The sequence below is a fragment of the Shewanella sp. SW32 genome (assembly GCF_025653365.1).
In the GTDB taxonomy this organism is placed as follows: Bacteria; Pseudomonadota; Gammaproteobacteria; order Enterobacterales; family Shewanellaceae; genus Shewanella; species Shewanella oncorhynchi.
Window position 1 is genome coordinate 1 of sequence record NZ_JAKKSJ010000014.1, and the last position, 11,721, is coordinate 11,721.

Here is an 11,721-nt window from a genome sequence, read left to right on the forward strand (position 1 = left end):
AAAGTATGATGATGGTCATCACTTCGCTCATCGTCATACGGCCAGGGCGTTGACGCTTGCGTGTACCATCGGTTAACAGCGTTTTTTCCCATTCTGGAATGAAAACAGCGCAAAAATCATCGACATCGCAAAACACTTCCACTAATTTATGCATAGGCCCTCCGGTGTGATGGGGTTTCTCTTGGTCGAAAGATCCGATCACTTGGAGGGCTATTAGTTCAACATTTCTTATCCCGAGTTCAGGTTAATCAGTTCAGAGCCTCACAGGCATTTCAATCCAAGGCGCATTGACGCAGAAATGGTTATTCCCTTTTAAGTCAATGCAACACCGGAGTGGGATGCCTGTGTGGCTCCCGAAGGGCGGCTGATGTTCACTACATGGCAACGTGCTTTATACTGCGTTTAAGGCTTTCGACAGAGCACCACTATGCCTTCAAGCCTTCGCCTTGTCTAAAGCGCGTTGAACTCCCGCTGAATGAACAGATATTTAATACGATTGGTATAACACTCAACTTGTAGGCTTTGCGCTCCATTCTCATATTTTACAATCTTGTAAACTATTTGCGCGAGCTCACAAAACTCGCCATACTGGGTACAGCCAAAAGAACAATAAATAACAGGGAATTGCCAATGGATACAGCGATTAAGACGCCAATTGAAATGCTGGCGCACTGGGCTAATACTCAGGGGGACCAAGTCTATTTACGCCAACCGATCAAGGGTCAATTCCTTGATTTTACTTGGGCTGAAGTTCAAGAAAAAGTTCAACAACTTGCCGGTGCCTTACATCACTTAGGCTTAGAGCGTGGTGATAAAATTGCCGTTCTCTCTAAAAACTGTGCCGAATGGTTTATCACCGACCTCGCGTTGATGCACGGCGGCTATGTCAGCGTACCTATTTATCCTACCGCCAACACAGATACTATTCGCTATGTGCTGCAACACAGTGGCGCAAAAGCCATTTTTCTCGGCAAGCTTGACCATTGGGCTGACCAAGAGGCTGGTGTCGGCGGCGAGCTACTACGCCTTGCCATGCCCTATGATACGATGCCAGCACAATATCAATGGGAACAATTGCTTAAACTAGGCTACCCCTTAGTTAACGCCCCGCTGCCTACTCCAGATCAAGTGATGACACTCATCTATACCTCTGGCTCGACTGGCCAACCTAAGGGCGCGATTCAAACCTTCGCCAGCTATGGCTGGACTTGCCAAGCGGTCGTCCGTGACCTGCGCACCGATGGCGACGATAGACTTTTATCCTATTTACCCTTAGCCCACATCACTGAGCGCGTTGCGATTGAAGGATCATCCTTCTACTCAGGTAGTGTGGTGGCTTTCGTTGAAAGTCTCGACTCCTTCGTTGTCGATGTTCAACGGGCAAAACCAACGGTATTCTTCTCGGTACCACGGTTATGGAGCCTGTTTCAGAAAAACATTATCGACAAAATTGGGGTCAGTAAACTTAATCTATTGCTGAAAATCCCACTGCTTAGCAGCTTTGTGAAATACAAAATCCATAAGGGTTTAGGCTTGAACCATTGTCGTCTACTCGGCTCTGGCTCGGCGCCAATTCCGCCATCACTGATCCACTGGTATCACAGTATTGGTCTTAATATCTGCGAAGCTTGGGGTATGACAGAAAACTGTGCCTATTCGATCATCAACTATCCTTTTGATGCGCGTAAAATTGGTACTGTTGGCCGCCCAGTTGAGGATTGCCAGATCCGCCAAGGCGAGGATGGTGAGCTACTGCTCAAGAGCCCGGGATTAATGACAGCTTATTATCTGCAGCCTGAAGCTACTGCAGCGGCATTCGATGCTGATGGTTTCTTCCACACAGGCGATTTGTGCTCAATTGATGCCGATGGTTGTGTCACTATTACTGGCCGTGTAAAAGACAACTTTAAAACCGCCAAGGGCAAATATGTAGCGCCCGTGCCTATCGAACGTAAATTGGCGCAGGATCCCCATGTTGAACTGATCTGCGTGATTGGTTCTGGTCTGCCGCATCCCGTCGCACTAGTGCAGTTATCCGAAGGGGCAAATCTACAAGCCCGTGAAGAAGTCCGCACCTCACTCAAAGCGACACTCGATAGCGTTAATCCGCACTTAGAGTCACACGAACATGTCGATGCGATTGTCGTGGTCAGTGATCCTTGGACGATTGAGAATGATGCGCTCACGCCTACCCTCAAAATCAAACGCCATGTGCTTGAAAAAGCCTTTAGCGAACGAGTTGACGGCATTCGTGGCGCCCAAGTCCGCTGGGAAGATGAATTAACTCAAAAATAACTAGGCCAAACAATCAGTTGGCGAGCATGGTCATCAGCTAAAACTAAGCACGCCTAGGGTGTGCTTTTTTATGACATATTCTGTCAAAATCCGATAAAACCACGTATCATGTGCGCCAGTCGGCCAAGGGGCAATTCCCTTGTACTTTTCCATTCAATATTAGGTTTAACAGAGTCTAACGATGCTAATTACACTATCGATTATTGGCGGTTTTATTATTTTAACCTTAGGCGCAGAAGCCCTAGTGCGTGGCGCGAGTTCAATCGCTCTACGTTTAGGTATTACGCCACTTATCATAGGCTTAACTATTGTAGCCTTTGGTACTAGCGCACCAGAACTGGCTGTGAGTGTAAAATCTGCTCTAGCAGGAAACAGCGGTATCGCCTTAGGTAACGTTATTGGCTCTAACATTGCTAACATAGGTTTGATTTTAGCCATCACGGCACTTATCCGCCCTATTCAAGTGCAATCTCAAGTCGTAAAGCGTGATATCCCTTTGATGATATTGGCTTCCATGTTGTTCTGGGCACTCTTGTTAGATGGCGAGCTCAGCCTAATTGACGGTGTGATATTGCTGTCACTACTGTTCGGTTATTTAGCCTTTAGTTACATCAGCTCGAAAAATGGTAATGAAGAGGAAGAGATTGAAGCAGGTCCAAATAATCCGCTACTTTCAGCCCTATTTATCTTAGTCGGTATTGGTATGTTAGTCGGTGGCGGTATTTTGTTTGTCAACGGCGCGGTAGATTTAGCCAAGACCTTCGGTATCAGTGAAGTCATTATCGGCTTAACGATCGTGGCGATTGGTACCAGTATGCCAGAGTTAGTAACTTCTGTTCTAGCGGCACTGAAAGGTCAGAGTGACATAGCCATAGGTAACGTTGTTGGTTCTAACATATTCAATATTTTGGGTATTTTAGGTATTACTGCAATAGTACAGCCGGTATCATCACTTGGCTTCCAACCCTTTGATTTCATAGTGATGTTGGCATTTGCCATCATGATTTTACCTTTCGCTTGGACAGGATTTCGTATTGGCCGCCGTGAAGGTTCAGTATTACTACTGTGCTACTTAGGTTACTTGGGCTACCTAATAAACCAAGCGAGCACTCAAGCTGTGGTATAACACTTAGCTGCTCATTTACGATAAAAAAACACCGGAGCCTCTCCGGTGTTTTGCTCTCTAGGTATTGCTGTCCTTTATTAATCACGCACTTTCTTTAAAGCACACCTAATAAAGAATATAAGCAAATAACTCAACTGATGACATTTGTCATGCCAAAGCCATGACCTTTGTGTCTGCACTTCTTCTATCGAATTTCTGATAATGAGCCCGTACCCAAACATTGGGAAACTCACTCAATAAGGAAATACCATGAAAACATTACTCCTCGCCTCCAGCTTTATACTTATCAGTACTCACTCGTTTGCAGCAACGCCATCAAACACTAACATCACCAACGTAGATGCAGCCTCGAATGCGATTAATATAAATCAATTACAACAACTTAGCGGCAGCACTCAAGATTATGATAAAGCCTATGCGAACTATCGCTTAGCCATCAGTGCCAATGTAATGGGGCAGAAAACGCTCGCTAGCAGCGCACTGACTACAGCGCAAACCACATTAGAAGCACTCGAAACCAGCCAAGCGAATGCAGAATCCCTTGCGCTGTTATCGTCGGTTTATGGCATGCAAATCGCCTTAGATAATAGTAAAGGTGCAACGCTCGGCATGAAATCCGCCAAGGCGATTGCCAGTGCCGAACAATTAGAACCACAAAATCCACGGGTCGCATTGGTTAAAGCCATCGCCGCCTATAACACGCCAGCTATGTTTGGCGGCAGCATGCAAAATGCTAAGACCTTAGCCACTACGGCCATAGAAAGATTCGCCCAGCCTTGCGACAATATTTGCTGGGGTGAAGCCGAAGCTTACACGTGGCGCGGGCTCGCTAAACAGGAATTAGGCGATAGCCAAGGGGCGATTGAAGATTGGCAACAAGCGATCAAAGTACAAGCAGATTACGGTTGGGCAAAATTTTTGCTTCAACAAAATCAGCAATTAAGTGCAAAATAGACAAAGTTGTTAACGGGGATCTATGGCGCTGACGATAGCGCCAATCCCTAAAAAGAATAAATTAAAACAGATGCCATCGGTGGGCATTGAACAACCAACTCAGTGACACAGAGGCATCATGATAAGCACTCCCCTTCAGCTCGAACGAAAACTTGCTTGGGTGTATTTGATAAACTTAGTGTTTTATCTGATCCCACTTGCCATAAATCCCTATCCAAGCTGGAAAATCGCCCTCAGTTTTGCCGTGTTAATCCCTTTTATTGCCAGTTATTTTTGGACCTATAAGTGCAATAGCCGTAGCGCCTATCTGCCCATTCTCATTATGGTGGCCATAGCAATAGCGATCACACCAATCAACCCAGGCTCTATCTCGCTATTTACCTTTGCCGCCTTCTTCATTGGCTTTTTTTATCCCCTCCGGACCTGTCTGTTGGCTATTGCAGCCCTCATCGGCCTGTTGTTTGCCCTCAATGAGATTTACCACTTTAACAGTTACTACTTTCCGCTTTACGGCTCGGGATTAGTGCTCGGCGTGGGCATGTTTGGTGTCGCCGAACGCAGACGTTATCGACATAAATTGAAAGAACAGCAAAGTGCCCAAGAAATTACCACCTTGGCCACTATGCTTGAGCGTGAACGTATCGCGCGGGATCTACACGACATTATGGGGCATAGCCTATCTTCCATCGCCCTTAAGGCTGAGCTAGCCGAAAAGCTTATCGCAAAACAAGAATATGAACTCGCATCAACCCAATTGACTGAGCTAGGACAAATTGCGAGGGAAAGTTTAAGCCAGATCCGCCACACAGTGTCAGACTACAAACACAAGGGCCTAGAGAGTTGCGTGACGCAGCTTTGTAAATCCTTAAGGGATAAAGGCTTAAGTGTCGAGCTCAGTGGTGAGCTACCCAAGCTAGGTGCAACCACAGAAAGCCAACTGAGTTTGATCCTCACCGAACTCATTAATAATATTCTTCGCCATAGCGGTGCAAGTGAATGCTCTATCCACTTTTCTAAGCAATCAGATCGCCTGCTGCTCGAAGTCAAAGACAATGCCGTGGCCAAACCTTTTATAGAGGGTAATGGCCTCACTGGTATACGCGAGCGTCTCGACAGTTTAGGCGGCAGCTTGAGCTATAATCTCGAACAGGGATATACATTTACCGTCAGTTTACCTTTGCAGGGAGCAACACATTAATGAAGATTTTATTGGCGGAAGATCAAGCTATGGTGCGAGGAGCACTCGCCGCACTCCTCACGCTTGCAGGGGGTTTTAGTATCACCCAAGCGAGTGACGGCGACGAAGCTCTAAGCTTACTCAAACAGCAAAGCTTTGATCTCTTGCTAACGGATATCGAAATGCCCGGCCGCACAGGCTTAGAGCTGGCCACATGGTTAAAGGAGCAACATAGCCAAACCAAGATAGTGGTCATTACCACCTTCGGCCGTGCGGGCTATATTAAACGTGCCATCGAAGCGGGTGTGGGCGGCTTTCTGCTTAAAGATGCGCCCTCGGAAACCTTAGTCAACGCGATTCAACAAGTAATGGCTGGAAAACGAGTGATAGATCCTGAACTTGCCATGATGGCGATTGGCGATGTCGACCCGCTCAACGACAAAGAACGCCGCGCTCTTCGCCTCGCTAGCGAAGGCAAATCCACCTCCGACATCGCCGAAACTCTTTTTATCGCTGAAGGGACTGTTCGCAACTACCTCTCTGAAGCCATAGCCAAACTCAATGCCAGTAATCGAATCGATGCAGCCCGCATTGCCAAGCAAAAAGGCTGGTTGTAATAACACTCACAGTTAACCACGCTTTCAGCCTAATGATATCTTATCAACAATTTTGTGGTCTTAAGGCCACAGAAGGATATTAGCTATGCTTCCAAACAAAATTTGATAACACCCTAATTCCCCTTGAGATTGCCTTACGCTTATTCTCTGTTAATATATGTATAAATTCACAGTGATTGAGTGCTAACGACTTGCAGCAATTGGATCTTGTTCCGATCACCGACCTCAAAGGCGTCGCCAAAAAGGTCGCGGAGAAACTCGCAAAGCTCGGCATCACAACAGTACAAGATCTGCTGTTTCACTTACCCCTGCGCTACGAAGATAGAACCCAAATCTATCCCATTGCCGCCCTCAGCCTAGGCGGTTATGGCACTATAGAAGCTGAAATCCAATCGACACAAATCATCCAAGGCCGCAAGCGCATGCTGGTCTGCAATGTGCGCGACGATACGGGCAGCTTAAGCCTGCGCTTCTTTAACTTTTCCGTTGCTCAGCGTAATGCCATGCAAAATGGTTTGATGATCCGCGCCTATGGTGAAGTGCGCCGTGGTAGTCATCAAGCTGAGATAGTGCATCCAGAATATAAAGTGGTGTATCCCGGTGAAGATGTTCACCTGAGTGATACCCTAACGCCGATTTATCCCACGACTGAGGGCTTAAAACAGGCGAGTTGGCTAAAGCTGACGGAGCAAGCCTTGGTATTGCTGGAAGAGGGTGGCTTAACTGAACTTCTGCCACCACAATTGCAACCTAACAACATCAGCCTTAAACAAGCGCTGCAGACGCTACATCGCCCTCCTGCGGGGATCTCTCAGTTCGATTTAGAGCTAGGTCAACACCCAGTCCAGCAACGACTCGTGCAGGAAGAATTACTCGCCCACAATCTCAGCATGTTACGCCTAAGGCAGCGCAGTAATTTAGATGCCGCTGTCACCATGCAGGCCACGGGGCAGTTGCTCAATCCCTTCCTCGCGGCTTTGCCCTTTAAGCCGACTGGCGCCCAGCAAAGAGTCGTGGCTGATATAGGCAAAGATTTAGAAAAACCGCACCCTATGATGCGCTTAGTGCAAGGGGATGTTGGCTCGGGCAAAACCTTAGTCGCGGCGATGGCGGCATTACAAGCGATTGAAAACGGTTATCAAGTTGCCATGATGGCACCGACCGAGTTATTGGCCGAGCAACATGCAACTAACTTTGCCGCTTGGTTTGAGCCACTCGGACTTAAGGTAGGTTGGCTGGCGGGAAAACTTAAAGGCAAGGCCAGAACCCAATCCCTTGCGGATATTGAATCTGGCGCAGCCCAGATGGTGATTGGTACCCATGCCATCTTCCAGCAGCATGTAGTCTTTAGCAAACTCGCGTTAATTATTATCGATGAGCAACACAGATTCGGCGTACACCAACGCTTAGGCCTGCGGGAAAAGGGCGTGAACCAAGGTTTCCACCCGCATCAATTGATCATGACAGCCACACCTATTCCCCGCACGCTGGCGATGACGGCCTATGCAGATCTCGACACGTCCATTATCGATGAACTGCCGCCGGGACGAACTCCAGTGACCACAGTGGCGATTGCTGATTTACGCCGTAACGAAGTGCTTGAACGGGTGCGTAACGCCGTCATCACCGACCAACGTCAGGCCTATTGGGTGTGTACTCTGATTGAAGAATCCGAAGTGCTCGAATGCCAAGCCGCCGAAGACACAGCCGAAGAACTGCGCCTCGCCCTGCCCGAGCTCAATATTGGCCTAGTGCATGGCAGATTAAAGAGCGCCGAGAAACAGCAAATCATGGCCGACTTTAAGGCTGGTATTATTCATCTACTGGTAGCGACAACCGTGATTGAAGTGGGCGTCGACGTGCCTAATGCCAGCCTGATGATCATTGAAAACCCTGAACGTTTAGGTCTAGCACAACTACATCAACTGCGCGGACGAGTCGGTCGAGGCGCCATCGCAAGCCATTGTGTGTTACTCTACAAGGCGCCGTTGAGCCATACCGCCACCCAAAGACTGAGTGTACTCAGACAAAGCAATGATGGTTTCATCATAGCGCAGAAAGATTTAGAAATTCGTGGCCCAGGTGAAGTGCTTGGCACTAAGCAGACGGGACTGGCTGAGCTCAAAATTGCCGATCTGGTGCGCGATCAAGCTTTGATCCCACACATTCAGAAATTAGCGAGCCATGTAATGGCGCAAGCTCCCGAAAAAGTCGATGCAATTATTTTACGTTGGCTCGGGCACAGACAGCACTATGTGCAGGCTTAGGCCGTAAATATTAAAGGGTAAAGAACGAGGCGTAACATCTGCCTTTACTCGAAATAAATTGTTTATGTTCAGCTAAGCGCTATAGACAAGCGCATGGAAACTTGCAAAATGAACCTGCGGCCTTCAAATAGCCCGCTCTTGCACTTTAATGTTAGCTGCATGTATTCACCAAGTTACCTTGACACTCAAGCGAAGGATATAAAATGCAAGTTAATCAAGATGATAGAATAACACCTCAAGAGACTTCTTCTAGCAGCAATCGCTTTGCGCTTTTTGCGATAGTGCTCGTCGTGCTACTTTCTGCCGGAGGATATTATTACTACAGCGGTGATTCTGACTCACCTAAACTCATCCCTAACGCCCCTATTGTATTGCCTGAAACACCGCCATCTGAACCTATGACGCTCGAAAGTGCGCCAGAGTCTGAAACCACTGAGACGACGCCTGCCGTTACAGAAACGAACACCAATAGCACTCAAACCACTGCAGTGGCAGAGCCTGAAGTTGTCGTAGAACCTGTGCCTGTGCTGGCTGAAAGTGATGCATTTGTGCAACAAAAAGCCCTCGCCATGATCAATAACAATGTGCTGAGTTCTTCGTTAGTGCAGCAAGATCTCGTCCGCCAATTTGTGGTATTCGTGGATAACCTAGCTCAGGGTGAATTAACCCGTAAAGTTAGCCCACTTAAAGGACCAGAGAAGCTGTTCTCAGTCTCAGAAATCACCAACAAAGTGTATTTAAATCCTGAGGGTTTCCACAGATACGATGCCTATGTTGACTCGATTGCCAAAATGGACGAACAGAGCTTAATCACAACTTACAAGCAACTGACGCCGCTCCTAGAGGAAGCCTTTACCGAACTCGGCTACAGCAACGCCAAATTTAACGACAGAATGCTGCAAGCGATTAAAATGTTACTCGCAGCACCTATTATTGAAGATCCGATTGAGCTGAATTCAATTAGCGTTAACTATCAATTCGTTGACCCTAACTTAGAGGCACTACCCAGTGCCCAAAAACTGTTGATCCGTATGGGTCCAGAAAATACTCGCAAGTTGAAAGTAGCGCTGCGTAAAATCGAGAATCAATTGTCGCAATAGGTTATCAAGCTCATGCCAAAAGGCGCTCAGTGCGCCTTTTTTCATTTTAACCTGTAAGTTAAAGCGTCTGCGAAATCAGATAGCCACTGCGATGTTTGTTACTCAATGTCGAATAAGTGCTGTAAATCACAGCACTTGATCCCATTCCGTTAACCCGCACAATGCAAATGGCTTCATAAAAAGAAGGGGCATAGTGTAGAATGACCACGCTGTAGAGGGCATTTCGAGCGTCATTCTTCTAACGCGTATACTCCTCACTATGGTATGACAATCCATTAATGTTCTAACTTAGTTAGGGATAACTAAGACAGCTTAAATTTAGTGTCGAGGCAAAGTAGTGCAACTAACATTCAGCATTCTCTCTTGGGGCGCTTGGGCCCCCCAATATCAGCACCATCAAAGTTGGCAAACTTGGTGCGAGAGTTCGGCTGAGCTCAATCTCGATACGCCACCACAGTCGGATACCACCGCTCCCGCACTCAAACAAATTCCCGCCATGCAGCGCCGCCGTTTTAGTCGCTTGACTAAGATGATGTTAGAGGTGAGTTTTCAGTGCGAAATGCCTGCAAATTGTCGCTCTATTTTTGCCTCGCGCCATGGAGAGTTACAGCGCACCATTGGCCTGCTCGAAGACATTATCGCCAAACAGCCCTTATCGCCCTTAGGTTTTAGTCAGTCGGTGCACAACACCGCCAGCGGCATTTTTGGCATAATGGCGGCCAATACCGCGCCTTCAACCTCAGTTGCGGCGGGCACCGAAACCCTGTCCCAAGCTATGGTCGAAGCCTTCGCCCAATTACATCAATCGCCAGAGCCATTGTTATTAGTCTTCGGTGATGATCCAGTGCCACCAGTGTACGATGAGTTTACCCAAGAATTTGAATTACCTTTAGCCCTAGGCCTACAGCTCGCGCCCTTCGATACACCCGCTTCGGCCAAGCTCACGGTGAGCCGCATTTCTAAGGCAACAGCTTTAAATCCGCTGACCTATGGTGCATTTATCCACGCCCTAGCGACGGCGCAAAATATTTCAGGCTGCTTATCCCAATGGCATTGGAGACTTGAGCATGTTTGATGCAGCCCACAGCCATCATGCCGCTAAGGGCCATGAAGATTCAATGCTCAATGCCGCTTATACCCTGCCGGAAACTCGCCGCAAAGGGCTGAATTATGTGCCACGTTGGCTAGGTGGCGTGAGTTGTTATATCGCCTTTGGCTTAGGCGGCTTATTAAGCTCCTTGACCATTCTGCCGCTACTGCGTTTTTGGCCAGGCACACCAGAGGCGCGGATTATTCGGGTACAAAAGGCCGTGCATTTAATGTTCAAAGGCTTTGTCGCTATGCTCACTTGGGCTGGTGTGATTAAGGTCAGCAGCCACGATGCCCAAAAATTACATGATGCCAAAGGCGTTATCGTCATTGCCAACCACCCCAGTTTAGTCGATGTGGTGGTATTGATAAGTCTCATGCCCAATGCGGGCTGCATAGTCAAACAAGCTTTGTGGCGTAATCCATTTTTGCGTGGTGTGGTGTCCTGCGCGGGTTATATTCCCAATCGCGGCGCCAAACTCATGCTAGAGGATTGCCGCGAAGTGCTCGCAAGAGGCACCAATTTAATCATCTTCCCCGAGGGCACGCGTACGGTGGTCGGTGCGACCATTAACCACTTTGCCCGCGGCGCTGCCAATATAGCCTTAAGGGCTGAAGCGGATATTTTACCTGTGGTGCTACGTACCAATGTGCGTGGTTTGACAAAGGAGCAACCTTGGTATGAAATCCCAAGGCAAACCATGGGAATGGCCGTTGAAATCGGCACAATCGTTTCTTACCAGAAGTACCAAGCGGCTTTAGGTGAGCATGCAAAAATGGCCCGGCAGCTGACGCGGGATCTTGAACATTACTATAAACAACAACTCGAAAATAATTATGAACTTAAACAATGAAATAAAGCAGTTAATCATCGACTGTCTCGATCTAGAAGACGTCAGCATTGATGATATTGAAACCGATGCGCCGCTATTTGGCGAAGGTTTAGGCTTAGATTCTATCGACGCCCTCGAGCTCGGCTTAGCCATCAAGAAAAAATTTGATGTCAAAATCGAAGCCAATTCGGATGCCACTAAGGCCCATTTCCACAGTGTTGCCAGCTTAGCTCGCTTTATCGAATCACAGCGTCCATAGGAGA

Annotated in this window: 10 protein-coding genes and 1 pseudogene; 10 read left to right on the forward strand and 1 reads right to left on the reverse strand. The window is 47.7% G+C overall.

All coding sequences use genetic code 11. The features are described 5' to 3' along the window. Positions 1 to 142, reverse strand: a pseudogene (locus tag L5M28_RS09970) (IS982 family transposase); the annotation flags it as partial. Between the two features lie 488 nt (positions 143 to 630). On the opposite strand from L5M28_RS09970, the gene L5M28_RS09975 reads away from it, so the two are divergent. From L5M28_RS09975 to L5M28_RS10020, 10 genes are all read left to right on the forward strand, one after another. Further along, positions 631 to 2,295 (forward strand): AMP-binding protein, encoded by a 1,665-nt coding sequence (locus tag L5M28_RS09975; protein WP_212600293.1) that lies wholly within the window; start codon positions 631 to 633, stop codon positions 2,293 to 2,295. Positions 2,296 to 2,476: 181 nt separating this feature from the next. After that, positions 2,477 to 3,421, forward strand: a complete 945-nt coding sequence (locus L5M28_RS09980; RefSeq protein WP_105251158.1) for a calcium/sodium antiporter — start codon at positions 2,477 to 2,479, stop codon at positions 3,419 to 3,421. A 249-nt stretch (positions 3,422 to 3,670) separates the two neighbouring features. Continuing rightward, positions 3,671 to 4,375: a tetratricopeptide repeat protein gene (locus L5M28_RS09985; protein WP_263197159.1), complete on the forward strand. Its 705-nt coding sequence runs from the start codon at positions 3,671 to 3,673 to the stop codon at positions 4,373 to 4,375. A gap of 118 nt (positions 4,376 to 4,493) precedes the next feature. After that, a complete protein-coding gene (locus L5M28_RS09990) occupies positions 4,494 to 5,573 on the forward strand; it encodes a sensor histidine kinase (RefSeq protein ID WP_263197161.1) in 1,080 nt (359 codons plus the stop codon). Then, on the forward strand, positions 5,573 to 6,169 hold the full coding sequence (locus L5M28_RS09995) for a DNA-binding response regulator (protein ID WP_113941110.1): 597 nt from the start codon (positions 5,573 to 5,575) through the stop codon (positions 6,167 to 6,169). The genes L5M28_RS09990 and L5M28_RS09995 overlap by 1 nt, the downstream gene beginning before the upstream one ends. 191 nt (positions 6,170 to 6,360) lie before the next feature. Beyond that, positions 6,361 to 8,436 (forward strand): ATP-dependent DNA helicase RecG, encoded by a 2,076-nt coding sequence (recG, locus tag L5M28_RS10000; RefSeq protein ID WP_263203222.1) that lies wholly within the window; start codon positions 6,361 to 6,363, stop codon positions 8,434 to 8,436. A gap of 203 nt (positions 8,437 to 8,639) precedes the next feature. After that, positions 8,640 to 9,536, forward strand: a complete 897-nt coding sequence (locus L5M28_RS10005) for a DUF3014 domain-containing protein (protein WP_263197164.1) — start codon at positions 8,640 to 8,642, stop codon at positions 9,534 to 9,536. Between the two features lie 337 nt (positions 9,537 to 9,873). Further along, positions 9,874 to 10,611: a beta-ketoacyl synthase chain length factor gene (locus tag L5M28_RS10010; protein WP_263197166.1), complete on the forward strand. Its 738-nt coding sequence runs from the start codon at positions 9,874 to 9,876 to the stop codon at positions 10,609 to 10,611. After that, positions 10,604 to 11,479 carry a lysophospholipid acyltransferase family protein gene (locus L5M28_RS10015; RefSeq protein ID WP_263197167.1) on the forward strand — a complete coding sequence of 292 codons (876 nt, stop codon included), beginning with the start codon at positions 10,604 to 10,606 and terminating at the stop codon, positions 11,477 to 11,479. The genes L5M28_RS10010 and L5M28_RS10015 overlap by 8 nt, the downstream gene beginning before the upstream one ends. After that, positions 11,463 to 11,717, forward strand: a complete 255-nt coding sequence (locus L5M28_RS10020; protein ID WP_011787697.1) for a phosphopantetheine-binding protein — start codon at positions 11,463 to 11,465, stop codon at positions 11,715 to 11,717. The genes L5M28_RS10015 and L5M28_RS10020 overlap by 17 nt, the downstream gene beginning before the upstream one ends. Positions 11,718 to 11,721: the final 4 nt, after the last annotated feature.

What these genes read in the sequence shown, in the direction of transcription:
- L5M28_RS09995 (WP_113941110.1), top strand. Translation starts at nt 5,573, where the DNA reads ATGAAGATTTTATTGGCGGAAGATCAAGCTATGGTGCGAGGAGCACTC.
- L5M28_RS09985 (WP_263197159.1), top strand. Translation starts at nt 3,671, where the DNA reads ATGAAAACATTACTCCTCGCCTCCAGCTTTATACTTATCAGTACTCAC.
- L5M28_RS09990 (WP_263197161.1), top strand. Translation starts at nt 4,494, where the DNA reads ATGATAAGCACTCCCCTTCAGCTCGAACGAAAACTTGCTTGGGTGTAT.
- L5M28_RS10020 (WP_011787697.1), top strand. Translation starts at nt 11,463, where the DNA reads ATGAACTTAAACAATGAAATAAAGCAGTTAATCATCGACTGTCTCGAT.
- L5M28_RS10015 (WP_263197167.1), top strand. Translation starts at nt 10,604, where the DNA reads ATGTTTGATGCAGCCCACAGCCATCATGCCGCTAAGGGCCATGAAGAT.
- L5M28_RS09975 (WP_212600293.1), top strand. Translation starts at nt 631, where the DNA reads ATGGATACAGCGATTAAGACGCCAATTGAAATGCTGGCGCACTGGGCT.
- L5M28_RS09980 (WP_105251158.1), top strand. Translation starts at nt 2,477, where the DNA reads ATGCTAATTACACTATCGATTATTGGCGGTTTTATTATTTTAACCTTA.
- L5M28_RS10005 (WP_263197164.1), top strand. Translation starts at nt 8,640, where the DNA reads ATGCAAGTTAATCAAGATGATAGAATAACACCTCAAGAGACTTCTTCT.